A 22,873-nucleotide genomic window follows, 5' to 3' on the forward strand; every position below is an offset into this window, starting at 1 on the left:
AGAATCATATAAGAACATGCTTCGCACATGGCACTCAAAACTCAACAGCTTTCTTCTGGCAAAAAACTGAACATTCACGCCATCGGCGAGTCGTTACCGCAGGCACATTATCAGCGTTGTCCGCAATGCGATATCCTTTTTATGCTGCCTGTGGTCAAGTCTAACCAGACCGCGCACTGCCCACGCTGCGACGCGAAAATCCGTGATGGCCGCGACTGGTCGCTGACGCGGCTGGCAGCGATGGCGATAACGATGCTGCTGTTGATGCCCTTCGCCTACAGCGAGCCGCTGCTTCGTCTCTATCTGCTTGGCACGCGTATCGACGCGAATCTCTTTCAGGGCATCTGGCAGATGACCCGCCAGGGCGACACGATTACCGCCGCGATGGTGCTATTTTGCGCGGTCGGGGCGCCCGCTACGCTGGTCGCCGCTATCGCCTACCTCTGGTTTGGCAATATTCTCGGGATGAACCTGCGCCCGGTCTTGCTGATGCTGGAGCGGCTTCGCGAGTGGGTGATGCTCGATATTTATCTGGTCGGCATCGGTGTGGCGTCTATCAAAGTACGCGAGTATGCCTGGCTTGAACCCGGCATCGGGCTACTGGCCTTCGTGGCCCTGGTGGTACTGAGCGTAATGACGCTTATTCATCTAAATGTGGAACAGCTCTGGGAGCGTTTTTATCCGCAGCGCCCCGCGACGCGCTACCACGAGGATCTTCGCGTCTGCCTGGGCTGCCATTACACTGGCGTGCCGGATAAACGTGGCCGCTGCTCGCGCTGCCATATTCCGTTACGCCGTCGTCGTCGCCAGAGTATCCAAAAGTGCTGGGCGGCGCTAATAGCTTCCATGGTGTTTCTGCTGCCCGCTAACCTTCTGCCCATTTCCATTATCTATATCAACGGCGCGCGGCAGGAGGACACTATCTTGTCCGGCATCATCTCGCTTGGGCAAAGCAACATTCTGGTCGCGGGCGTCGTGTTTATCGCGAGTATTCTGGTGCCGTTTATCAAGGTACTGGTGCTGCTGACGCTGCTCGTGAGCATCCATTTCAAATGCCAGCAAGGGTTGCGAACACGCGTCCTGATGCTGCGGCTGGTTGCCTGGATTGGCCGCTGGTCGATGCTCGATCTGTTTGTGATTTCTCTTACGATGTCGCTGGTCAATCGTGACCAGCTATTGTCGTTTGTCATGGGACCGGCTGCGTTTTATTTCGGCGCAGCGGTGATTTTGACTATTCTTGCTGTTGAATGGCTGGACAGCCGCTTACTTTGGGACGCACATGAGTCAGGAAACGCCCGCTTCACAGACTGAAGCGCGAATTAAAACAAAACGTCGCATCTCTCCATTCTGGTTACTGCCCGTTATCGCTCTGCTGATTGCGGGCTGGCTTATCTGGACTACTTATGAGGAGCGAGGCACCACTGTCACTATCGACTTTATGTCCGCCGATGGCATTGTCGCCGGGCGTACGCCGGTGCGCTATCAGGGTGTGGAAGTCGGCACCGTACAGGATATTCGCCTAAGCGAAGACCTCAATAAAATCGAAGTGACCGTCAGCATCAAGAACGATATGAAAGACGCGCTGCGCGATCAAACACAGTTCTGGCTGGTGACGCCGAAAGCGTCGCTTGCAGGAGTTTCAGGCCTTGATGCTCTGGTTGGCGGCAACTATATCGGCATGATGCCGGGCGAAGGCGAACCCCGCGACCATTTCCGCGCGCTCGATACGCAACCCAAATACCGTCTTAACACCGGCGAGCTGATGATCCATCTGCACGCGCCGGATCTCGGCTCGCTCAACAGCGGCTCGCTGGTGTATTACCGCAAAATCCCGGTCGGTCGCGTCTACGATTACTCGATTAACACGGACAAACAGGGTGTGACCATCGACGTTATCATTGAACGGCGCTTCACGAACCTGGTGAAAAAAGGCAGCCGTTTCTGGAACGTCTCCGGCGTTAAAACCAATATTGGGTTGAGTGGCGCCAAAGTGGAGCTGGAGAGCCTGGCGGCGCTGGTTAACGGCGCTATCGCCTTTGATTCGCCTGCGGATTCTGCCCACGCCGACCAAAATGACACCTTCGGGCTGTATGAAGATCTGGCGCACAGCCAGCGCGGCGTGCTGGTGAAACTCGATTTGCCTGGGGGTAAGGGGTTAAAAGAGAACGCCACGCCGCTGATGTATCAGGGCCTGGAAGTGGGCACCTTAACCAAACTTAACCTCAACCCGGGCGGTGCGGTCACGGGCGAACTGACAGTGGACCCAAGCGTCGTCAATCTGCTGCGTGACGGCACCCGCATTGAAATGCACAGTCCGAAACTGTCGCTCAATAACCCGGAAATCAGCACGTTGCTTACCGGCAGCACGCTGGAGCTGGTGCCAGGCGAAGGCCAGCCGCGCAACCATTTCGTGGTACTGCCGGATGATAAAACGCCGCTGCAAAAACCGGGCGTACTTACGCTCACGCTGAACGCACCGGAAAGCTACGGCATCGACGCCGGGCAGCCAGTGATTCTGCACGGCATTCAGATAGGCCAGGTGCTGGAGCGCTCGCTTTCGGCGAAAGGCGTCAGCTTCTCCGTTGCCATTGATCCGCACTATCGCGAGCTGCTTAAGGGCGACAGCAAATTCGTGGTAAACAGCCGCGTGGATGTCAAAGTGGGCCTCGACGGCGTCGAATTTCTCGGCGCCAGCGCCAGTGAATGGCTCAGCGGCGGCATCCGCGTTCTGCCAGGCGATAAAGGCGAGATGAAAAGCGACTATCCCCTTTACGCCAATCTCGAAAAAGCGGTGGAAAACAGCCTGAGCGATATGCCAACCACGACGCTTACGCTCACCGCCGAAAGTCTGCCGGATGTGCAGGCCGGCTCTGTGGTGCTCTATCGCAAATTCGAAGTGGGTGAAGTCATCACGGTGCGTCCGCGGCCGAATGCGTTTGATATTGAGGTTCATATCAAGCCGGAATATCGCAAACTGCTGACACCAAATAGCGTGTTCTGGGCCGAAGGCGGCGCGAAAGTCCAGCTTAACGGCAGCGGGCTGACGGTACAGGCCTCGCCGCTCTCACGCGCGCTGAAAGGCGCTATCAGCTTCGATAACCTTAACGGCGCAGGCGCGGGCCTCGGTGAAAAAGACAAACGCACGCTCTATTCCTCAGAAACTGCCGCGCGCGCGGTGGGCAGCCAGATAACCCTACATGCGTTCGACGCCGGTAAAATCGCGGCTGGCATGCCGATTCGCTATCTCGGCATCAATATTGGCCAGATTGAATCACTGAAGCTCATCACCGAGCGCAACGAGGTGCAGGCCACCGCCGTGCTCTACCCGGAATATGTTAATACGTTTGCGCGCGCCGGTTCCCGCTTCTCGGTAGTGACGCCGCAAATCTCGGCGGCGGGCGTTGAAAACCTCGACACGATTCTCCAGCCTTATATCAACGTTGAGCCGGGCCGTGGGCCGGGGCGTCGCAGCTTTGAGTTGCAGGAAGCGACGATTACTGATTCCCGCTATTTAGACGGTCTGAGCATCGTGGTGGAGGCCCCGGAAGCTGGTTCGCTGAATATTGGTACGCCGGTGCTGTTCCGCGGCATTGAGGTAGGGACGGTCACCGGGATGTCGCTTGGCAGCATGTCTGATCGCGTGATGGTTGCGATGCGCATCAGCAAGCGTTACCAGCATCTGGTCCGTGAAAACTCCGTGTTCTGGCTTGCCTCCGGTTATAGCCTCAACTTCGGGCTGGTAGGCGGCGTGGTGAAAACCGGCACGTTCAATCAATTCATCCGTGGCGGCATCGCGTTCGCCACCCCGCCAGAAACGCCGCTCGCGCCAAAAGCGCAGGCCGGTAAGCACTTTCTCCTGCAGGATAGCGAGCCGAAAGAGTGGCGTCAGTGGGGCACTGCCCTGCCCCGTTAACCACAGCGCCCCGGTGTCACGCCGGGGCGTTTGTGCTACACTTCGCGCCCTCTTTTTCTGTCCACCGAGGTAAGCTGTGGCGCAATTCGGTTCTGTCTGCCTTCCTGAAGCTTTTCTTGATGTTATGCGTGAAGCGATGCCTGCGGGCCTTGCGATGGACGATTTCATCGCCGCCTGCCAGCGCCCGCTGCGCCGCAGTATCCGTGTGAACACGCTTAAAATCAGCGTCGACGCATTTCTTAAGCAGGTCGCCCCGTATGGCTGGCAATTAACGCCCGTGCCCTGGTGCCCGGAAGGTTTCTGGATCGAGCGTGACGACGACGAAGCACTGCCGCTCGGCAGCACCGCCGAGCATTTAAGCGGTCAGTTTTACATTCAGGAAGCAAGCTCAATGCTACCGGTGGCTGCGCTCTTCGCCGATGGCAACGCGCCCGCACGCGTGATGGACGTGGCCGCCGCGCCAGGTTCGAAAACCACGCAGATAGCCGCCATGATGCAAAACGAGGGTTTTATTCTCGCCAATGAATATTCCGCCAGCCGGGTAAAAGTGCTGCACGCCAATATCAGCCGCTGCGGTATCCACAACGTCGGCCTGACGCATTTTGATGGTCGCGTCTTTGGCACGGCGCTGCCCGAACAGTTTGATGCCATTCTGCTGGATGCGCCCTGCTCCGGCGAAGGCGTGGTACGAAAAGATCCGGACGCGCTGCGTAACTGGTCGCCGCAAAGCAACCAGGAGATTGCCGCTACTCAGCGCGAGCTTATCGACAGCGCGTTTCACGCCCTCGCGCCGGGCGGAACGCTGGTCTATTCCACCTGTACCCTCAACCGTGAAGAAAACCAGCAAACGGTGCGCTGGCTGCTGGAGTGCTACCCGGACGCCGTTGAAATCCTCCCGCTCCACGCGCTGTTCCCTGGCGCCGAGGCGGCGCTGACCGAAGAGGGCTTTCTGCATGTCTTCCCACAGATTTACGACTGCGAAGGCTTTTTTGTCGCCCGGCTGCGCAAGACCGCCACCGTACCAGCGTTGCCTGCACCGACCTATAAAGTGGGCGCGTTTCCTTTTTCGCCAATGAAAACGCGCGAGGCGCAGGCGGTTATCACTGCGGCAAAAAAGGTCGGTCTGATGTGGGACGACACGCTGGCGCTGTGGCAGCGCGACAAAGAGATTTGGCTCTTCCCTCAGGCGTTTACGCCGTTTATCGGCAAGGTGCGGTTTTCGCGAACTGGCATTCGGCTGGCTGAGATCCATAATAAAGGGTACCGCTGGCAGCATGAGGCTGTCGTCGCTCTTGCTGGCAGCGACAACCCGCTCGCCTTCGAGCTGACGGCTGAAGAGGCGCAGGAGTGGTATCGCGGCCGTGATGTCTGGCCGCAAACGTCGCCTGCCGCCGATGACGTGATTGTCACTTTCCAGCGCCAGCCGCTGGGACTGGCGAAGAAAGTGGGCAGCAGATTGAAGAACAGTTACCCACGCGAGCTGGTACGCGACGGCGTTCTGTTCAGCGCGTCTGCATAAGGCGCGCAAAAAAACATCACGTCTTTTTGGCATTTCTTGCGCTTTTGACTACGCTATAAGGTGGGGCCTTACTGGTCATACCACCTGTGTATTGTCTGAGGGAGAGCGTTATGTCAAAAACCAGCGTAAAAATCGGTACTTTCGAGATAGATGATGCAGAACTGCAAGGCGACGCGCCTGGCGAGCGCATGCTGAGCATTCCCTGCAAATCTGATCCGGATCTCTGCATGCAGCTTGATGCCTGGGATGCCGAAACCAGTATCCCGGCCGTGCTTAACGGCGAACACTCTGTGCTATACCGCGAACATTACGACCAGCAAGCTGATGCCTGGATCATGCGTCTTGCCTGATTCAAAAAGAACCCGTCGCTGAAGGCGGGTTATTTATTCAGAACCTTCGGTTTTCCCTTCCCGCCTGCTTCCCCTACACTTATAACAAACGTTGTCACTCAGAGGACGCCATGTTCGCTCTGGTTTTATTTGTTTGTTATCTGGATGGCGGTTGCGATGACATCGTCGTGGATGTGTACAACACAGAACAGCAGTGCCTGAAATCAATGGATGAGCAGCGGATGCGGCACGGTGGCTGTTATCCGGTAGAAGATTTTATTGATGGCTTCTGGCGCCCGGCGCAGGAGTACAGCGATTTTTAATCACTGCACCTGCACAAGCGTGAGGGGATTACCAAATACCGCACCGGTATCGATGTAATGCAGATTGCCGCTGGTCAGCGGCTCCCCAAGCGGCGTGTGGCCGAAATAAAACGCCTCCGCGCCCGCGATAGATCCCTCCTCCCCCGCCAGTAGCCGGTTTATTCTCGCCCGGCTCCAGACCGCTGCATGTTCATCAAGCGGCTGTTGCCACTGATAGCGTGACGCCGGGTAGTCCGCGTGCGCTACTATCAACCGGCGAGCGCGGCTTTGCACTTCAATCACCAGCGGCAGGTCACGCGCTTTCGCAAGTTGCGTACACGCCTCCTGCTTTGCCTTCTCTGATAATGCGGAGTACCAGCGTCCACCGTTTATAGCCCACAACGCGCTGTCGCCAGTCGCGAGGGCCTCAAGCGCCATCGCTTCGTGATTACCCCGCACTGCGAAAAACCAGCGCTTGCCGATAAGCCGCAGGCAGCCCAGGCTGTCGGGGCCGCGGTCGATAAGGTCACCGACTGAAATCAGCGCGTCCACGCGTGAGTCGAAACGCACGCGCCGCAGATTGTCCACCAGCAGGCTGAGGCAACCATGCAAATCGCCCACGATATAGATATGCCGCCATGCCGCGCCGTCGATTCGCTGATACATCGCTCTGCTCCTCTGGTTATCAGGCAAGTATAGCGTTGTCACAGCGGCGTCAGCTTGCCGCCGGGCCGTTCCTTGCCGGACAGCCTGTTCATCAGCGCGCAACCCGGCGCTTTGTTTCCCCCACAATAGTATGTTGTAACTAAATCGGGATTAAATGGCATTTATCCCATTACCTCGCGGCGGGACGCTTATCTGGCTAAGAATGTTCTATGCTTAAGGTAAGCAACGTCGGGAGGTGCCTGTGACCATATTTACTCACGAAGCTATCGTCAGTTTTATCGGTTGTGTCGTCGCGGCTATCTTTATGATCTGGCTGTTCAGCCGCAAGCACGATAAATAACTCACGCCTGGCCGGTTTACCACAGCCCCAGAACGGAAGCGGCGCCGGCCATCTCGCGTAGCGCATCAAGCGTCAGGAGAAGGCCAAATACATAGATAAAAGGATTCATCGGGATTAACTCCTTGTTTTCCTTTCCTCACTATAACCCATCCCTTAGCCTGCTACCGGTTCGTTTACATAAATCCACCAGATCTGGTGGGGAAATCGCCAGACGCTTTTATCATCACGCCCCAGCCATTTATCCAAAGCCTGTGCCCCACGCGGCCTGGCGCTGCGCGTGGCGTTTTAGGGCAATGCGGCTTTTTACACCGCTGATAAAAAAGCCTGGACGTTTATACCGCAGCCTGTGTTATGGTTTAGTGAGGAAGGAAAAGCGGAAGTTATGGATTAGACGCTGCCCTTCCCCAGGACAAAAAAAGACCGAATACGATTCCTGTATTCGGTCCAGGGAAATGGCTCTTGGGAGAGAGCCGTGCGCTAAAAGTTGGCATTAATGCAGGCTCAGTCGCCTTGCCTTTTAAGAATAGATGACGACAGCAGCTTTTCCAGTCCGCGCCAAAACTCGCGGTAAAAAGCGGCCAGAACGTCCCAAAAAAGAAAAACCGCAACGTATATTGCTACACGTTGCGGTTTTTTTATGTCTGGATGGAAATTAGCAGAGCTTTTGTGCGCGCTCGATAAACGGCGCGAGACTCATCTTCTGGCCGGGATGCGCCGGATCGTCAATCTGGATGACAGTAATCGGCTGCGCGGTCACTTTACCCTGCGCCAGCTGTTTTTCTGCAATATCGTTCAGCGGATATTGCATCAGCGTGCTTGGGTTTATCGCAAACAGCGCGTCGCCCGGGCGGCAGGCGAGCATGACCTCTTCCCGGTTAAACGCCCATTTGTCTTTACCCATTTCATAGCGGCTGACCGTGATAATCTGCGGCGCAGCAAGGGCCATGCCGGAACAGGAGAGCATCAGCAGCGCAAGCAGCGATTTCTTCATTTTCTTCTCACCAGTTAAAAAGGTTCCCAGGTGGCAAACAGGCTGACGCTTAACAGCACCAGCGCCCCGAGCGCCACCTCCAGTTTTGTCATCAGGATAAAACGGCGCTGCGCCGAAGCCTGACGTGAAAATTTCGGCACCAGAACATAGCGGTTTACCAGCGCCATCGCCACCATCACCGCCACCAGGGCGATTTTAAACGTCAGCATCCGTACATAGCCGCTGTCGAGGGGCCATGCTGCGCCGAGGATGAGTCCGCTGTTAACGAGGCCCGTCGCGATAACGCCCGCTACGGCAAAATGCCCGGTACGTGAAAAACGCATCATGGTCGTAATAGCCTGCCCGCACCATGAGGCGTCTTGTGCCAGCCGCATCACCATCAGTAACGGAACAAGACCGCCGAACCACCAGGCGGCGCACACTACATGCAGCGCGTAACACAGACGCTGTAACGCGCCGATAAGCCCTTCATGCATCGCGCCATGCCCGACGCCTGCGAGTAAAATCAGTTGCGCGCACAGGAGCGCAAGCAGCCCTCGCGCGCGCGCCGGTGCCAGCAAAACCCACGGCAGCGTCGCGAGTGCCAGCAGGATTTGCCACAGCCAGACGGCGCCAAAGCGCGTCGATAACATCGCCCGCCAGATGTCAGGGCGCAGGCTATCTGCCGCACCGTCGCCCATCAATCCCGCTTGTGCGGCGAAAATCGCCACCGCGCTGAACGCCGCGACCACTGCCGCCACGCGCCACAAGCTTTGCAGCCGCTGTGTTAACGCCAGCGCCAGCGCACCGGGCGCCAGCAAGGCTGAAAAAAGCGCCCCGCCTGCGCCAAGCATCAGCGCAGTGACATGCGCGAAACGCAGCGCGACATAACTCCACTCAAGCACGGCGTTACTTCACGCGAAAGCGATAGCTGCCTTTGGTTTTATGTCCGTCCACCGACACCACGTGCCACTGAACCTGGTACTCACCACTGGCCAGCGGCGCGTCAAGGGGGGCCACCAGTTGTTTATCATCGTTCGGCGCGCGTTTCACTGCACCGGTATTGATGGTTTTGCCCTCCGGGCCGGTCAGCGTTACGCCGCTGAATGCAGGCTCAATGCCTTCGGAAAAGGTTAACGTCAGCGCCTCGGGCGCGGTCGCGATGGTCGCGTTCGCGGCAGGCTGCTGTACTTTAAGATGCGCATGGGCCCATACGCCCGGCGCGGTCATGACGGCAGCGGTGAGCACCAGCGAACGGCAAAAACGTGCGGCGAAGAGTGCCATATGAATCATTCCTTTTTATTATAAATCAGGCGCAAGAATACCCCTGCGCTGATGGCAAGTCGAGCCGGGAAGGCACATCCCGCTACATAAGACTTGTCATCCGGCGCGCGGCGCAGTACCTTCTCGGCGATTAACAGGAGCACACCATGAACCAGAACCTTGCCCAGCTTCCCCAGGAAGAGATGGATAAAGTGAACGTCGATCTGGCGGCCTCCGGCGTGGCTTTTAAAGAGCGCTACAATATGCCGGTGATTGCCGAAGCCGTAGAGCGCGAACAACCTGAACATTTGCGCGACTGGTTTCGCGAGCGTCTTATCGCGCATCGCCTGGCGTCCGTCAATCTCTCTCGCCTGCCTTACGAGCCTAAAATTAAATAAGGCTTTCTGCCCCGCCCGCCAGTCATACACTGACAACGGCGGGCGTCTGTTTTTCCTTCCGGCGGAGCGCGTATGCTACGAATTATTGATACCGAAACCTGCGGCCTGCAGGGCGGCGTTGTCGAAGTGGCGTCGGTGGACATTATCGACGGTGCGATAGTGAACCCGATGAGCGATCTGGTGCGCCCTGATCGCCCTATCAGCCATCAGGCGATGGCTATACACAAAATCACCGAGGCGATGGTCGCCGATAAACCCTACATTGAAGAGGTGATCCCGCGCTATCACGGTAGCCCGTGGTACGTGGCGCATAATGCCAGCTTCGATCGCAAAGTGCTGCCAGAAATGCCTGGCGAGTGGATCTGCACCGTGAAGCTCGCGCGTCGCCTGTGGCCTGGCATTCGCTACAGTAATATGGGGTTGTATAAATCGCTGAAGTTACAAGTGGAGACGCCGCCGGATCTGCATCATCACCGCGCGCTGTTTGACTGCTACATCACGGCAGCGCTGCTGCTTGAAATCATGAAGGTGTCCGGCTGGACGCCAGAAGAGATGGTGAATATCACCGGTCGCCCGCAGCTCATTGCCACCCTGCCATTCGGCAAATATCGCGGTGAGCCGGTAGCAGAGATAGCCGGGCGAGACCCGGGATATTTGCGCTGGATGCTCAATAACGTCAAGCAACTCAATCCTGATTTGCGCCTGACGTTAAAGCACTACCTGGATAACGATTAATCCGGCAACGGGCCCGGCGGCAGCGTCCCCTGGGCCAGCCCAATCAGAAACGCATACTCCATTGCCACCCCTTCGTAAGATTTAAAGCGCCCCGATTTCCCGCCGTGTCCTGAATCCATATCGGTACAGAGTAGCAACAGGTTGTCGTCGGTTTTCAGCTCACGCAGCTTCGCCACCCATTTTGCCGGTTCCCAGTACTGCACCTGCGAATCGTGCAGACCGGTAGTCACCAGCAAATGCGGGTAACGCTGCGCGCGCACGCAGTCATAAGGGCTATAGCTCTTCATATAGAAGTAGTAGTCCTTATCGGCGGGATTGCCCCATTCTTCAAATTCCCCGGTCGTGAGCGGGATAGATTCATCAAGCATGGTCGTGACGACATCGACAAACGGCACCTGAGCTATCACGCCGCGAAAGAGTTCCGGACGTTCATTTATTGCTGTGCCCATCAACATGCCGCCTGCGCTGCCGCCCATGCCGAAGAGAGAGGCCGGATCGCCGTAGCGCAGCGCCAGCAGCGCGTCGCAAACATCCAGATAGTCATTAAAGGTATTTTTCTTCTTGAGGAATTTGCCTTCTTCATACCACTGCTGACCCAGCTCGCCGCCGCCGCGCACGTGGGCGATAGCATAGACGAACCCGCGATCGAGCAGGCTCAGGCGGCTTGCGCTGAAATCGGCGTCGATACAGGTGCCGTAAGAGCCGTAGCCGTAAACCAGCAGCGGGTTTTTGCCTTCGCGGAAATGATCTTTATGGTAAACCAGCGACACCGGCACTTCGACGCCGTCGCGCGCAGTGATCCAGATATGTTCGCTGCTGTAATTGCTGGCCTCAAAACCCGCCACGTCAGTCTGCTTAAGGACGCGACGCTCGCCGGTTTCCATGTTCAGCTCAAACAACGTGTCAGGCATCGTCATTGAGGAGTAGCCGTAACGCAGTTTGCACGTTTCCGGCTCCGGGTTATAGGCAACCCAGGTGACATACGCCGGATCGTCAAAGGCGATACCGACAGACTCGTGCGTTTTGCGGTTAATCTGGCGCAGGCTCGTGAGACCGCGCTGGCGCTCTTCTACAACCAGCCAGTCGGCGAAAAGCGTAAAGCCCTCCAGCATCACCTGCTCGCGCGGAGGAATAATCTCCTCCCAGCGAGCTTCATCACGCACACGGCTGCGGTACAGCCCAAAGTTTTTACCGGCGCGATTGGAGCGGATGTAAAACATATGCTGGAAATGATCGATGCTGTATTCGTGATCTTTGCGACGCGCTAAAAAACTTAACGGCGGCGCGTCGGCCAGGTCGGCGTTTACCAGCAGCACTTCTGTGGTAGTGGCGCTGCCTAGGAAAATAAGAATGAAATTCTGCGACGTCGTTTTATATAGACTGACGTAGAACGTTTCATCTTTCTCTTCATAAACCAGTTCATCCTCTTCAGCGCTGGTGTCGAGTGTATGCCGCCAGATCTGATACGGCAGCAGCGTGACGGGATGTTTACGAACGTAATAGAGCGTGCGCGAGTCATTGGCCCAGACGAAACTTGCGGACACATTCTCCAGCACTTCGGGATACCACTGGCCAGTTTCCTGATTACGAAAACGCAGACCATACTGACGGCGGGAGAGAAAATCTTCCGCCACTGCCATAACGCTATTATCTGGCGCAATATCCATGCCGCCGAGCGTATAGAACTCGCTATGGGCAGCGCGTTTGTTGCCGTCCAGCAGGACATCCCACTCATCCCACTCGCTCTGGATGATCGACTGCCGTTGATAGATGGCGTACTCGCAGCCGGTATCGTAAATCTGCCGGTAGCGATAGCCATTTTTCACGTAGGGCGCGGAGACATCGCGCGGGGGAATACGGCTGACCATCTCCCCAAGCAGCCGCTCTTCAAGCGCTTTTTGCGTGGACATCACGCGACGGCCGTAGTCGTTTTCCTGGTGCAGGTAATCCAGCACGTCCGGCTGCGAGCGTGTATCGTCCCGCAACCAGTAATAGTTGTCGATGCGGGTATCGCCATGCTGTGTGATGGCATAAGGAATCGGTTTCGCTTTCGGTGGCATGTCGCTGTTCTTTTTGTTTAACACCCTGTAAGGGTGGCAAAACCCGCGCGCGTTGCAAGCGAAACATGCCTCTTTAACGCATTATCTGCTTATCCTGGCAGCGCTTTTTTCTCCTGCTGGATGTCGCGCTCAATCTCTTCACGGACTTCCTGCGGGATTTTCAGGGCATCGCCGAGTGCCTGCAGGTAGCTACGCTCCATAAAGTGGTCGATATCAATCGCCGCACAGCTGAGAAAATAAAGCTCCAGCGCTTCTTCTTCGTTTTTCACATCAGCGGCAAGGCGCATCGGGTCGAGTGGCTGATTAATCGCCTGCTCGACCAGCACGCGGCCCTGCTCTTCAATGCCGGCTTCCTGTAACTGTCGCTCAATCGCCGCGCGCTCCTGGTCATCAATATGCCCGTCGCTTTTGGCGGCAAACACCAGCGCCAGAATCAACCGCTCGGCGCGGCGATCGACAGGCGTCGCCTGTTGCCCATATTGCGGCTCGTCCTGGTGCGCGGCGCGGATTTTATCTTTGTACTTATTCCAGAGAACGGTACCGGCCACTGCGCCGCCGCCTACCAGCAGCGCGCCGCCGCCATATTTCGCGAGCAACTTGCGTGAAGATTTGCTGGCGACCAAAAGACCAGCCAGCCCGCCCAGCGCGCCGGGAGTGATCAACTTACTGAGCCCTTTGGAGCGCAGGGCATCCTGTATTCCCCCCGCACTGCCTGACGACCCGGCGCCACTCTGCCCTAACATTGACTGAAGTTGTGTCAACCAGTTGCTCATTCTGTTCCTCCGCACGGATAAGTGATAACCCAAGCGTAAGCGAGCAGACGTCAAGATGTGTCGGGAACCGCAAGGAAGGGAAAAGACGCGGCACGCCGATGGGCGAGCGCGCCGCAGGAAGATTAATGCTGGTAGTGGGCAAGGCCTTTCTTGCAGTCGACCGTCACCTGATAATGAATATCTGTATTTTTGCCGCGGACGGTGAGTGGCACTGTCCACTTATCGTCTTTACCGACGATCGCTTTGCTGTTGATCCAGGCAACCGGATCGGCCTGACCGAGCGTTTTCTGATCGTCAGCCCATTTGACAATACGGTTTTGCAGATAGTCGCGCTTGACGCTTGCGACAATGCCCTCTGCCGTCATGCCCTCACAGGTCGGGAAATGCACCTGACGCGGATCGTCTGCATGCGCGGTGGCGGTAGCGGCAAGTAATGCAAAGGAAATCAGGGCTCCTGCTGTTTTTTTCATCGTGCTTCTCCGAAGACGGGGTGATGAAAAAAGTCTGGTACAAAACCAGCGAAGCGCAAGCGAACCCCACAAAATGAAAGGTTAATAGCAGGACAGGGAAATGACGAAGGCCCGAAAGAACAACCTTCAGACCAGGTAAAGCAATGGAGCGCGCATGGACTGTACGCGCAAAACCACACGCGAAACCACACGCGAAACGTACATGGCAAAGCCGCCCAGCATCAGGGGGAAATCGCAGGAAATACGACGACAAAACAGGGCAACAAGAAACGTGACAACAGCGCGCCGTAAAGCCGCAAAAAACCGCGCCGCTGACGATACTGCCGTCAGCGGCACAGCGAAGGACGTGATTACGCCGCTTTTGTGCGTTTACGCGCGGTGTGCAGCGCAACAGCGCCCTCTTCACCCTCTGCGTGTTCGTCACTTTCAGCGGGTTCGTCCTGTGCAGGTTTTGCCTCGCCATCGGTTTGCTCGCTGGTTTCCTGCGGCAGACGCCCGGTGCGCACGATCGTGCTGAGGTTGTCTTTCTGCTCGGCCATCCACAGTGCCAGCTTCTCTGTCTGGCCTTCCGCCAGTTCAACCGGCGACTGCGCAAGCCAACCTTCCAGGGCCTCCGCTAAATCGAGCATTTTGTCCCAGGCGTCGGCTTCCTTTTTACTGGCAAATGACATTTTTTCCACACCCTCACGGATTACGACGTATTTAATTTCTACCGCCATGTTGCAACTCCCGTTACTGTATTTATATACAGTATACCGCCGTTTTTCATGGAATGCAAATGGCACACACTGCGCAAAGCAAACGTTTTCGTATATACTGCCGCCAGAATTTCACACAGCAGGAATGCAGCTATGGCAATGTTAGGAACCGCTCTGCGTCCGTCAGCAACCCGCGTTATGTTGCTTGGTTCAGGGGAACTGGGAAAAGAAGTCGCGATTGAGTGTCAGCGCCTGGGAATCGAAGTGATCGCCGTTGATCGCTATGCCGATGCGCCGGCCATGCAGGTGGCGCACCGCAGTCATGTCATCAATATGCTCGACGGCGCCGCGCTGAAAAATCTGGTCGCACAAGAGATGCCTGATTTTATCGTGCCGGAGATCGAAGCCATCGCCACCGACGCGCTGGTCGAGCTTGAACAGCAGGGCCAGCGCGTGGTGCCAACCGCCCGTGCCGCACGCCTGACCATGAACCGCGAAGGCATTCGCCGCCTCGCCGCCGAAGAGCTGGGCTTGCCCACCTCCCCCTATCGATTTGCTGATAACGAAACGCAGTTTCGCGAAGCCGTCGCACACATCGGCCTGCCCTGCATCGTGAAGCCCGTGATGAGTTCTTCGGGTAAGGGCCAGAGCTTTGTTCGCAGCCTCGATGCGCTCGACGCCGCCTGGCAGTATGCCCAGCAGGGTGGACGCGCGGGCGCGGGCAAAGTCATTATCGAAGGTGTCGTGAAGTTTGATTTTGAAATCACGCTGTTGACCGTAAGCGCGTCAGACGGTGTACATTTCTGCGCGCCTGTCGGTCATCGTCAGGAAGAGGGCGACTACCGTGAATCCTGGCAGCCGCAGCACATGAGCGATGTGGCGCTGGCCCGCGCTCAGGACATCGCCCGGAACGTTGTGCAGGCGCTCGGCGGTTACGGCGTGTTCGGTGTGGAGTTGTTTGTTTGCGGCGACGAAGTGGTATTCAGCGAAGTCTCTCCGCGTCCGCACGATACCGGTATGGTGACGCTTATCTCGCAAGATCTCTCAGAGTTTGCCCTGCATGTACGCGCCTTTCTCGGCCTGCCGGTGGGCGACATTCGCCAGTATGGTCCGGCGGCCTCGGCGGTTATCCTGCCGACGCTTAAAAGCGATGACGTGAAGTTTGCCGGGATTTCCGGTGCGCTTGGCGCAGGGTTGCAACTGCGGCTGTTCGGCAAGCCGGAAATCGACGGCTCGCGTCGTCTGGGAGTGGCGCTCGCCACTGGCGAGACCATCGAGGATGCCGTTGCGCGCGCAAAAGCGTCTGCCGCCAGCGTCACGGTGAAAGGCTAAAAAAAAGCGCCGCTCACGGGCGGCGCCTTTTATCGCTTTGCGTAAAAACTTACTGCGCGCCTTCAACCGCTTCGCGAGCAAGTTTCGTGATGCGATCCCAGTCGCCGGCTTCCATCGCGTCTGCCGGTACCAGCCAGGAGCCGCCGATGCACAGCACGCTTTTCAGTGCCAGGTAATCACGGTAGTTGGCCGGTGAGATACCGCCGGTCGGGCAGAAACGCACCTGAGAGAACGGACCTGCAATCGCCTGCAGCGCTTTCGTGCCGCCGTTGGCTTCCGCCGGGAAGAATTTGAATTCTTTCAGGCCGTAATCCATACCCAGCATCAGTTCAGAAACGGTGCTGATACCCGGGATAAGCGGGATAGAACCTTCCGTTGCCGCTTTCAGCAGCGGCTCGGTCAGGCCCGGGCTAATCGCAAACTGCGCACCCGCTTCCGTGACTTCTTTAAGCTGCTCTGCGTTCAGCACGGTGCCCGCGCCGATAATAGCGTCCGGCACTTCTTTCGCAATCGCACGGATAGCGTCCATTGCGCACGGGGTACGCAGCGTCACTTCCAGCACGCGTACGCCGCCTGCCAGTAGCGCTTTTGCCATCGGGACCGCATGCTCCAGCTTGTTAATCACAATAACCGGCACGACCGGACCGCTTTTCAGGATCTGTTCGGCACTCGTTTTCCAGTTTTTCATCTGTGGATCTCTCCCGCCATTTTTATAAGAGGGTGTGGTGCACGCCTGCGCACCAATAATTAAAAGTCGATGCAGGTCGCGCCCTGCTCTGCCCCGGACAGTTTTTCACGCAGTGCGCCGAAGAGCTCGCGCCCCGTTCCCACGCGCTGTGCGCTGAGATCCGGGTGGAAAGCCTCGCGTTGTGAAAGCGTCGCGTCGTCCACCAGCAGCGTCAGTTCACCGGTCTGGCCGTTTACGCGGATAATGTCGCCATCGCGCACTTTCGCAAGCAATCCGCCGTCGTAGGCTTCCGGCGTGACGTGAATGGCTGACGGCACTTTTCCCGACGCGCCAGAGAGGCGACCATCCGTGACCAATGCAATTTTGAAACAGCGGTCCAATAATACACCAAGCGGTGGCATAAGTTTATGTAATTCTGGCATACCGTTCGCTTTTGGCCCCTGATGGCGCACAACCACCACGCAGTCGCGGTCCAGCAGCCCGGCCTCGAACGCCGGCAACACGTCATGCTGGCTCTCGAAAACCACGGCTGGCGCTTCTACCACCTGGTTTTCGACCGGCACGGCGGAGGTTTTCATGACCGCGCGACCAAGGTTACCGCTCAGCACTTTGGTGCCGCCGTGCTGTGAGAACGGCTTGTCGACCGTGGCGATGATGGCATCATCCAGCGATGCTGCAGCCCCGTCGCGCCAGGCGAGTTCGCCGTTATTGAGCCACGGCTCCTGGGTGTAGCGCGTCAGGCCAAAGCCCGCCACGGTGTTAACATCTTCATGCAGCAGCCCGCCTTTCAGCAGTTCGCGCATCAGTACCGGCACGCCGCCTGCAGCCTGGAAGTGGTTAATATCCGCCGGGCCGTTCGGGTAGAGACGCGCCAGCAGCGGCACCGCTTCGGAGAGCTCGGAGAAATCGTCCCAGTTGATGATGATGCCGGCTGCGCGCGCCATCGCCACCAGATGCATGGTGTGGTTGGTCGACCCGCCTGTAGCGAGCAGTGCCACAATACCGTTCACAACGACTTTTTCGTCAACCAGTCTGCCAAGCGGCATCCAGTCATTGCCATTGCCGGTAAGCCGCGTGACCTGGCGTGCGGCGGCGGCGGTCAGCGCGTGGCGCAGCGGCGCGTCCGGGTGCACAAACGAGGAGCCTGGCAGTTGCATCCCCATAAATTCGATCACCATCTGGTTGGTATTGGCGGTGCCGTAGAACGTACAGGTGCCCGGTTCGTGATAAGACGCCGCTTCTGATTCCAGCAGCGCGGCGCGATCAACTTTCCCTTCAGCGTAAAGCTGGCGAATACGCACCTTCTCTTTATTCGGCAAACCACTCGACATCGGACCGGACGGAATAAAGACGCCCGGCAGATGGCCGAATGAAAGCGCAGCCATCACCAGCCCCGGCACGATTTTGTCGCATACGCCCAGATACAGCGCGCCGTCGAACATGTTATGAGACAGGCCGACCGCGGCTGACATGGCAATCACTTCCCGGCTCAGCAGCGACAGTTCCATGCCGTCCTGGCCTTGCGTCACGCCATCACACATTGCCGGTACGCCGCCTGCGACCTGCGCCACCGCGCCGACGCTATGCAGCGCGTCCCGGATCTGCTGCGGGTAGTTTTCATAAGGCTGATGTGCGGAGAGCATGTCGTTATAGGAGGTGATGATGCCGATATTGTTACGCAGCATGCTTTTCAGCGCCGCTTTATCATCCGGCTGGCACGCGGCGAAACCGTGAGCCAGGTTACCGCAGGCAAGGCTTGCGCGATGGACGGTCTGGCTTTTCGCCTCTTCAATGCGCGCCAGATACGCTTCACGCGTCGCGCGGGAACGTTCGGTGATACGTTTTGTTACCCGTAACAATTTTGGATGCATAAAAATTCCTCTTCATTTTCTGCTGAGGCCGCCTGTTTTGCGTTGCGCAACAACAGAAGGTTTTGCCGTATACGCGCCAGCCGCGCCTCACAGGAGCAAAATCGCTTCAGCCAGTGTAATGAAAAAAGCCCCGCTGGTGAATCCAGGCGGGGCTTGAAAATGGAATTTTTTACACAACTCGTGTTCCGGATCATGTTACCGGTAAAGTAACAGCCATCCTCTTTCGCGTTTATTCGAACTCGTTCCAGGAACGGCCGTCGCGGGTAATCATGGCGACTGATGCAACAGGCCCCCATGTGCCAGCCTGATATGGCTTCGGCGCATCGTTGTCCGCCGCCCACGCTTCGGTGATGGAATCCACCCATTTCCACGCTTCTTCCACTTCATCGCGACGCACAAACAGCGCCTGAATGCCGCGCATGGTTTCCAGCAGCAGGCGCTCGTAAGCATCCGCCAGGTGGCTTTCGTTAAAGGTTTCGGAATAGCTCAGATCAAGCTTGGTCGTCTGAAGGTTATGCTTGTGATCAAGACCCGGCACTTTGTTGAGCACCTGGATATCCACGCCTTCATCCGGCTGCAGACGAATAGTCAGCTTATTCTGTGGCAGTTCCTGCCAGGACTCTTTAAAGAGGTTCAGTTCCGGATTTTTGAAATAGACCACGACTTCCGAGCATTTCGTCGGCAGACGTTTGCCGGTGCGCAGATAGAACGGCACGCCCGCCCAGCGCCAGTTGTCGATATCAACACGAATCGCGACGAAGGTTTCGGTATGGCTGGTTTTGTTAGCGCCCTCTTCTTCCAGGTAACCAGGCACTTTTTTACCCTGCGCAAAACCCGCGGTGTACTGGCCGCGAACGGTTTTCTCACGCACGTTAGTGCGATCGATGCGACGCAGGGATTTCAGCACTTTCACTTTTTCATCGCGAATGCTGTCAGCGGTCAGATCTGATGGCGGTGACATCGCTATCATGCAAAGAATTTGCAGCAGGTGGTTCTGGATCATGTCGCGCATCTGGCCGGCCTGATCGAAATATCCCCAGCGGCCTTCAATACCCACTTCTTCCGCCACGGTAATTTCCACGTGGTCGATAGTGCGGTTGTCCCAGTTGTTGACGAAAAGCGAGTTGGCAAAACGCAGCGCCAGCAGGTTGAGCACCGTCTCTTTACCGAGGTAATGGTCGATGCGATATACCTGGCACTCTTCAAAATATTTACCGACCTGGTCGTTGATTTCTCGGGAAGTTTCAAGCGACGTACCCAGCGGTTTTTCCATCACAACGCGCGCGGGCTTGGCGTTGAGTTTCGCCGCCCCCAGACCGTCGCAAATCGCGCCGAACGTGCTTGGCGGCATTGCGAAGTAGTTAATGGTGACGCGGTTTTCTTGATCCAGCATGTCGCCAAGACGGGTAAATGCGGCGGTGTCGTTCACGTCCAGATTACAAAAATCGAGGCGGCCGCTTAAGGTATCCCACAGGGCTTCGTCGATTTTCTCTTTCATGAAGGTTTCAAGCGCTTCACGGACGACTTTGGTATAGGCTTTTTTATCCCAGTCCGCGCGGCCAACCCCAAGAATGCGGGTATCAGGGTGAATTTGCCCCGCTTTTTCCAGCTGATACAGGGAAGGCAACAGTTTTCGGCGCGCCAGATCGCCTTTGGCGCCGAAAATCACCAGGTCGCACGCCTGCGCTGTTTGCGTTACCGCCATGTCTTTCTCCTCGTTTCGGAATACCTGTCGGGACAGGTCATCATTGTAATTTTCTTACACTGCACTCTACTGCTTTTACGTCTTTCAGGATACTCCTAAGCGTATGGCGCCGGTCACGAAAGCACCGCCCGCCGCAATAATCGCTGAAAAATTGGGCCGTTGCGCACGGCTGACGCTTTTTGCGCCGCTGTCGCCATAACAAAATCAGACCGCGATCATGTTATGAAAAAAAACAACAACATTGTCTGTGGGTACCGGCCCGTACCTGTACTATCAGGAGTATATTCTTGATAAAACTAATCGTAGTTTCCCAATCGTGTGAAATTACTTTGTCTGCAGGTCTCATGTTAGCAATGAACATGCTGGAAAAAATCCAGTCACAACTGGAACATCTGAGCAAATCTGAACGCAAAGTCGCCGAAGTGATACTGGCGTCGCCCTCCGAGGCCATCCATTCGAGTATCGCCACGCTCGCAAGCGTGGCAGGCGTCAGCGAACCCACCGTTAACCGATTCTGTCGCAGCCTTGATACCAAAGGCTTCCCCGATTTTAAGCTGCACCTTGCCCAGAGCCTCGCCAACGGTACGCCGTATGTCAATCGTAACGTTGATGAAGATGATAGTGTTGAAGCGTATACCAGCAAGATTTTCGAATCCGCGATGGCAAGCCTCGATCATGTACGCCAGTCGCTGGATATGGCGACGGTCAACCGCGCGGTAGATATGCTCACACAGGCGAAGAAAATCGCCTTTTTCGGCCTGGGTTCATCGGCCGCGGTGGCGCATGACGCCATGAACAAATTTTTCCGCTTTAACGTGCCCGTTGTCTATTCCGAGGACATTGTAGTGCAGCGCATGAGTTGTATGAACGGCGCGGCCGACGATGTTGTCGTGCTGATTTCCCACACTGGCCGCACCAAAAGCCTGGTCGAACTGGCGCGTCTTGCCCGCGAAAACGACGCGATGGTGCTTGCCATTACCACACGCGGCTCGCCGCTCGCCCGCGAAGCGAGTCTCGCCCTGCTGCTCGACGTGCCGGAAGACACCGACATTTATATGCCGATGGTGTCACGGCTTGCGCAACTTACCGTCATTGACGTCCTGGCGACCGGTTTTACGTTGCGCCGGGGCGCAAAATTCCGGGATAACTTGAAGCGAGTCAAAGAAGCGCTCAAGGAATCGCGTTTTGATAAGACCTTACTGGTTTCTGACGACCAGTAAGCATTTTGATAACAAAGTTGTAACTTATAAAGCCATTCGGTTATGGTTTGTGTCTCTTTCGAAACAGGCCAGCGCGCCGAATTTATGTTCACGCAACACCAAAGTTGTTTCAGTCAACGGAGTAATACATGTCCAGACGGCTTCGCAGAACCAAAATCGTTACCACGTTAGGCCCGGCTACTGACCGCGATAATAACCTGGAAAAAATTATCGCCGCCGGCGCAAACGTAGTACGTATGAACTTCTCGCACGGGACGCCGGAAGATCACCAGCTTCGCGCTGACAAAGTCCGTGAGATCGCGGCCAAACTGGGGCGTCACGTCGCTATTCTGGGCGACCTGCAAGGGCCGAAAATCCGCGTCTCCACCTTCAAAGAAGGCAAAGTTTTCTTAAATATCGGCGATAAATTCCTGCTGGACGCCAATCTCGGCAAAGGCGAAGGCGATAAAGAAAAAGTCGGTATCGATTATAAAGGCCTGCCGGCAGATGTCGTGCCAGGCGATATCCTGCTGCTGGATGATGGCCGCGTACAGCTGAAAGTGCTTGAAGTGCAGGGCATGAAAGTCTTCACAGAAGTGACCGTAGGCGGCCCGCTGTCTAATAACAAAGGTATTAACAAGCTGGGCGGCGGCCTGTCAGCCGAAGCGCTGACGGAAAAAGATAAAGCGGATATCATCACCGCCGCAAAAATCGGCGTAGATTACCTGGCGGTCTCCTTCCCGCGCTGCGGTGAAGATCTCAATTATGCCCGCCGTCTGGCGCGTGATGCTGGCTGTGACGCGAAAATCTGCGCCAAAGTCGAGCGCGCCGAAGCGGTAAGCAGCAATGAAGCGATGGATGACATCATTCTGGCGTCTGACGTCGTGATGGTCGCCCGTGGCGATCTGGGTGTTGAAATCGGTGATCCGGAGCTGGTCGGCATTCAGAAAACCCTCATTCGTCGTGCTCGTAAGCTGAATCGTGCCGTCATCACCGCGACCCAGATGATGGAGTCGATGATCACCAACCCAATGCCGACCCGCGCCGAAGTCATGGACGTGGCGAACGCCGTTCTGGATGGTACCGATGCCGTGATGCTCTCAGCAGAAACCGCTGCGGGTCAGTACCCGGCTGAAACGGTATCCGCCATGGCACGCGTTTGTCTCGGTGCTGAGAAGATCCCAAGCATCAACGTCTCCAAACACCGTCTGGATGTGGAGTTTGATAACGTTGAAGAAGCGATCGCGATGTCGGCTATGTACGCCGCGAACCATCTGAAAGGCGTCAGCGCGATTATCACTATGACCGAATCAGGCCGTACCGCGCTGATGACGTCTCGTATCAGTTCCGGTTTGCCGATTTTCGCGATGTCCCGCCATGAGCGCACCCTGAACCTCACTGCGCTATATCGCGGTGTCACGCCGGTCTATTTCGACAGCGCCAACGACGGCGTGGCGGCGGCACAGGATGCCGTAAATCTGCTGCGCGACAAAGGGTATCTGGTGACCGGCGATCTGGTTATTGTGACCCAGGGCGATATGATGGGCACTACTGGCAGCACCAACACCACCCGCGTGTTAACTGTCGATTAAGCGTAAAAAAAGGGGCCTTCGCCCCTTTTCATTCATTACCCCAAGGCCGC

General features: G+C 56.7%; 22 protein-coding genes. 10 read left to right on the top strand and 12 right to left on the bottom strand.

The features are described from left to right. Positions 1-27 precede the first annotated feature (27 nt). The 5 genes from yebS (at position 28) to AFK62_RS11475 (ending at position 6,084) form a co-directional block, all read left to right on the top strand. The gene (gene yebS, locus AFK62_RS11455; RefSeq protein WP_007668508.1) at positions 28-1,311 is read left to right on the top strand and encodes a membrane integrity lipid transport subunit YebS; all 1,284 of its coding nucleotides are present in this window, start codon (positions 28-30) and stop codon (positions 1,309-1,311) included. After that, positions 1,280-3,913, top strand: coding sequence for a PqiB family protein (locus AFK62_RS11460; protein ID WP_007668503.1), 2,634 nt, complete (start codon positions 1,280-1,282; stop codon positions 3,911-3,913). Before yebS ends, AFK62_RS11460 begins: the two co-directional genes overlap by 32 nt. A gap of 124 nt (positions 3,914-4,037) precedes the next feature. After that, positions 4,038-5,432, top strand: a complete 1,395-nt coding sequence (rsmF, locus tag AFK62_RS11465) for a 16S rRNA (cytosine(1407)-C(5))-methyltransferase RsmF (RefSeq protein WP_369834754.1) — start codon at positions 4,038-4,040, stop codon at positions 5,430-5,432. Positions 5,433-5,542: 110 nt separating this feature from the next. Beyond that, a complete protein-coding gene (locus AFK62_RS11470; RefSeq protein ID WP_007668501.1) occupies positions 5,543-5,782 on the top strand; it encodes a YebV family protein in 240 nt (79 codons plus the stop codon). A gap of 110 nt (positions 5,783-5,892) precedes the next feature. Beyond that, positions 5,893-6,084 carry a YdfD/YebW family protein gene (locus tag AFK62_RS11475; protein WP_007668500.1) on the top strand — a complete coding sequence of 64 codons (192 nt, stop codon included), beginning with the start codon at positions 5,893-5,895 and terminating at the stop codon, positions 6,082-6,084. Here the strand turns inward: AFK62_RS11475 and AFK62_RS11480 are convergent, their stop codons facing one another. The 5 genes from AFK62_RS11480 to yobA form a co-directional block, all read right to left on the bottom strand. After that, positions 6,085-6,729 (bottom strand): metallophosphoesterase, encoded by a 645-nt coding sequence (locus tag AFK62_RS11480; RefSeq protein ID WP_007668498.1) that lies wholly within the window; start codon positions 6,727-6,729, stop codon positions 6,085-6,087. 356 nt (positions 6,730-7,085) lie between these two features. Then, positions 7,086-7,178: a KPN_01571 family protein gene (locus AFK62_RS22855; protein ID WP_209019718.1), complete on the bottom strand. Its 93-nt coding sequence runs from the start codon at positions 7,176-7,178 to the stop codon at positions 7,086-7,088. Positions 7,179-7,721: 543 nt separating this feature from the next. Beyond that, a complete protein-coding gene (locus AFK62_RS11485; protein WP_007668494.1) occupies positions 7,722-8,060 on the bottom strand; it encodes a YebY family protein in 339 nt (112 codons plus the stop codon). Between the two features lie 14 nt (positions 8,061-8,074). After that, entirely contained in the window at positions 8,075-8,944 is an 870-nt protein-coding gene (copD, locus tag AFK62_RS11490; RefSeq protein WP_007668491.1) for a copper homeostasis membrane protein CopD, read from the bottom strand. A 4-nt stretch (positions 8,945-8,948) separates the two neighbouring features. Further along, positions 8,949-9,323 carry a CopC domain-containing protein YobA gene (yobA, locus tag AFK62_RS11495; protein ID WP_007668488.1) on the bottom strand — a complete coding sequence of 125 codons (375 nt, stop codon included), beginning with the start codon at positions 9,321-9,323 and terminating at the stop codon, positions 8,949-8,951. A gap of 146 nt (positions 9,324-9,469) precedes the next feature. Between yobA and AFK62_RS11500 the strand changes: the two genes are divergently transcribed. Together AFK62_RS11500 and exoX are read left to right on the top strand one after the other, a co-directional pair. Next, positions 9,470-9,700, top strand: coding sequence for a DNA polymerase III subunit theta (locus AFK62_RS11500; RefSeq protein WP_007668481.1), 231 nt, complete (start codon positions 9,470-9,472; stop codon positions 9,698-9,700). Between the two features lie 72 nt (positions 9,701-9,772). Next, positions 9,773-10,435 carry an exodeoxyribonuclease X gene (exoX, locus tag AFK62_RS11505; protein ID WP_007668479.1) on the top strand — a complete coding sequence of 221 codons (663 nt, stop codon included), beginning with the start codon at positions 9,773-9,775 and terminating at the stop codon, positions 10,433-10,435. Here the strand turns inward: exoX and ptrB are convergent. The 4 genes from ptrB to AFK62_RS11525 form a co-directional block, all read right to left on the bottom strand. After that, positions 10,432-12,495: an oligopeptidase B gene (ptrB, locus tag AFK62_RS11510; RefSeq protein ID WP_032984162.1), complete on the bottom strand. Its 2,064-nt coding sequence runs from the start codon at positions 12,493-12,495 to the stop codon at positions 10,432-10,434. The two genes, exoX and ptrB, sit on opposite strands and share 4 nt — an antisense overlap. Positions 12,496-12,584: 89 nt before the next feature. Beyond that, the gene (locus tag AFK62_RS11515; protein ID WP_007668472.1) at positions 12,585-13,268 is read right to left on the bottom strand and encodes a tellurite resistance TerB family protein; all 684 of its coding nucleotides are present in this window, start codon (positions 13,266-13,268) and stop codon (positions 12,585-12,587) included. 122 nt (positions 13,269-13,390) lie between these two features. Further along, complete coding sequence (yebF, locus tag AFK62_RS11520; protein WP_053531919.1) at positions 13,391-13,738, bottom strand: protein YebF; 348 nt, start codon at positions 13,736-13,738, stop codon at positions 13,391-13,393. Between the two features lie 350 nt (positions 13,739-14,088). Then, positions 14,089-14,457, bottom strand: a complete 369-nt coding sequence (locus tag AFK62_RS11525) for a YebG family protein (RefSeq protein ID WP_007677910.1) — start codon at positions 14,455-14,457, stop codon at positions 14,089-14,091. Positions 14,458-14,589: 132 nt separating this feature from the next. Here AFK62_RS11525 and purT point away from each other — a divergent pair, with 132 nt between their 5' ends. Beyond that, entirely contained in the window at positions 14,590-15,768 is a 1,179-nt protein-coding gene (purT, locus tag AFK62_RS11530) for a formate-dependent phosphoribosylglycinamide formyltransferase (RefSeq protein WP_007677912.1), read from the top strand. Positions 15,769-15,817: 49 nt separating this feature from the next. On the opposite strand, the gene AFK62_RS11535 is transcribed toward purT, so the two are convergent. The 3 genes from AFK62_RS11535 to zwf form a co-directional block, all read right to left on the bottom strand. Continuing rightward, positions 15,818-16,456 (bottom strand): bifunctional 4-hydroxy-2-oxoglutarate aldolase/2-dehydro-3-deoxy-phosphogluconate aldolase, encoded by a 639-nt coding sequence (locus AFK62_RS11535; protein ID WP_007677914.1) that lies wholly within the window; start codon positions 16,454-16,456, stop codon positions 15,818-15,820. Positions 16,457-16,515: 59 nt separating this feature from the next. Then, on the bottom strand, positions 16,516-18,327 hold the full coding sequence (gene edd / locus AFK62_RS11540; protein WP_007677916.1) for a phosphogluconate dehydratase: 1,812 nt from the start codon (positions 18,325-18,327) through the stop codon (positions 16,516-16,518). Between the two features lie 229 nt (positions 18,328-18,556). Beyond that, complete coding sequence (gene zwf, locus AFK62_RS11545; protein WP_007677919.1) at positions 18,557-20,032, bottom strand: glucose-6-phosphate dehydrogenase; 1,476 nt, start codon at positions 20,030-20,032, stop codon at positions 18,557-18,559. Between the two features lie 353 nt (positions 20,033-20,385). Between zwf and AFK62_RS11550 the strand changes: the two genes are divergently transcribed. Together AFK62_RS11550 and pyk are read left to right on the top strand one after the other, a co-directional pair. Then, positions 20,386-21,252 carry a MurR/RpiR family transcriptional regulator gene (locus tag AFK62_RS11550; RefSeq protein WP_007677922.1) on the top strand — a complete coding sequence of 289 codons (867 nt, stop codon included), beginning with the start codon at positions 20,386-20,388 and terminating at the stop codon, positions 21,250-21,252. 128 nt (positions 21,253-21,380) lie between these two features. Next, on the top strand, positions 21,381-22,823 hold the full coding sequence (gene pyk, locus AFK62_RS11555) for a pyruvate kinase (protein ID WP_007677923.1): 1,443 nt from the start codon (positions 21,381-21,383) through the stop codon (positions 22,821-22,823). The last annotated feature ends 50 nt before the right edge of the window (positions 22,824-22,873 follow it).

The sequence above is a fragment of the Cronobacter condimenti 1330 genome, assembly GCF_001277255.1.
GTDB lineage: Bacteria > Pseudomonadota > Gammaproteobacteria > Enterobacterales > Enterobacteriaceae > Cronobacter > Cronobacter condimenti.

Excerpts from the sequence above, each read along its gene's own strand:
- yebS (WP_007668508.1), top strand. The coding sequence starts at position 28 with ATGGCACTCAAAACTCAACAGCTTTCTTCTGGCAAAAAACTGAACATT.
- AFK62_RS11460 (WP_007668503.1), top strand. The coding sequence starts at position 1,280 with ATGAGTCAGGAAACGCCCGCTTCACAGACTGAAGCGCGAATTAAAACA.
- rsmF (WP_369834754.1), top strand. The coding sequence starts at position 4,038 with ATGCGTGAAGCGATGCCTGCGGGCCTTGCGATGGACGATTTCATCGCC.
- AFK62_RS11470 (WP_007668501.1), top strand. The coding sequence starts at position 5,543 with ATGTCAAAAACCAGCGTAAAAATCGGTACTTTCGAGATAGATGATGCA.
- AFK62_RS11475 (WP_007668500.1), top strand. The coding sequence starts at position 5,893 with ATGTTCGCTCTGGTTTTATTTGTTTGTTATCTGGATGGCGGTTGCGAT.
- AFK62_RS11480 (WP_007668498.1), bottom strand. The coding sequence starts at position 6,729 with ATGTATCAGCGAATCGACGGCGCGGCATGGCGGCATATCTATATCGTG.
- AFK62_RS22855 (WP_209019718.1), bottom strand. The coding sequence starts at position 7,178 with ATGAATCCTTTTATCTATGTATTTGGCCTTCTCCTGACGCTTGATGCG.
- AFK62_RS11485 (WP_007668494.1), bottom strand. The coding sequence starts at position 8,060 with ATGAAGAAATCGCTGCTTGCGCTGCTGATGCTCTCCTGTTCCGGCATG.
- yobA (WP_007668488.1), bottom strand. The coding sequence starts at position 9,323 with ATGGCACTCTTCGCCGCACGTTTTTGCCGTTCGCTGGTGCTCACCGCT.
- AFK62_RS11500 (WP_007668481.1), top strand. The coding sequence starts at position 9,470 with ATGAACCAGAACCTTGCCCAGCTTCCCCAGGAAGAGATGGATAAAGTG.
- exoX (WP_007668479.1), top strand. The coding sequence starts at position 9,773 with ATGCTACGAATTATTGATACCGAAACCTGCGGCCTGCAGGGCGGCGTT.
- ptrB (WP_032984162.1), bottom strand. The coding sequence starts at position 12,495 with ATGCCACCGAAAGCGAAACCGATTCCTTATGCCATCACACAGCATGGC.
- AFK62_RS11515 (WP_007668472.1), bottom strand. The coding sequence starts at position 13,268 with ATGAGCAACTGGTTGACACAACTTCAGTCAATGTTAGGGCAGAGTGGC.
- yebF (WP_053531919.1), bottom strand. The coding sequence starts at position 13,738 with ATGAAAAAAACAGCAGGAGCCCTGATTTCCTTTGCATTACTTGCCGCT.
- AFK62_RS11525 (WP_007677910.1), bottom strand. The coding sequence starts at position 14,457 with ATGGCGGTAGAAATTAAATACGTCGTAATCCGTGAGGGTGTGGAAAAA.
- purT (WP_007677912.1), top strand. The coding sequence starts at position 14,590 with ATGGCAATGTTAGGAACCGCTCTGCGTCCGTCAGCAACCCGCGTTATG.
- AFK62_RS11535 (WP_007677914.1), bottom strand. The coding sequence starts at position 16,456 with ATGAAAAACTGGAAAACGAGTGCCGAACAGATCCTGAAAAGCGGTCCG.
- edd (WP_007677916.1), bottom strand. The coding sequence starts at position 18,327 with ATGCATCCAAAATTGTTACGGGTAACAAAACGTATCACCGAACGTTCC.
- zwf (WP_007677919.1), bottom strand. The coding sequence starts at position 20,032 with ATGGCGGTAACGCAAACAGCGCAGGCGTGCGACCTGGTGATTTTCGGC.
- AFK62_RS11550 (WP_007677922.1), top strand. The coding sequence starts at position 20,386 with ATGAACATGCTGGAAAAAATCCAGTCACAACTGGAACATCTGAGCAAA.
- pyk (WP_007677923.1), top strand. The coding sequence starts at position 21,381 with ATGTCCAGACGGCTTCGCAGAACCAAAATCGTTACCACGTTAGGCCCG.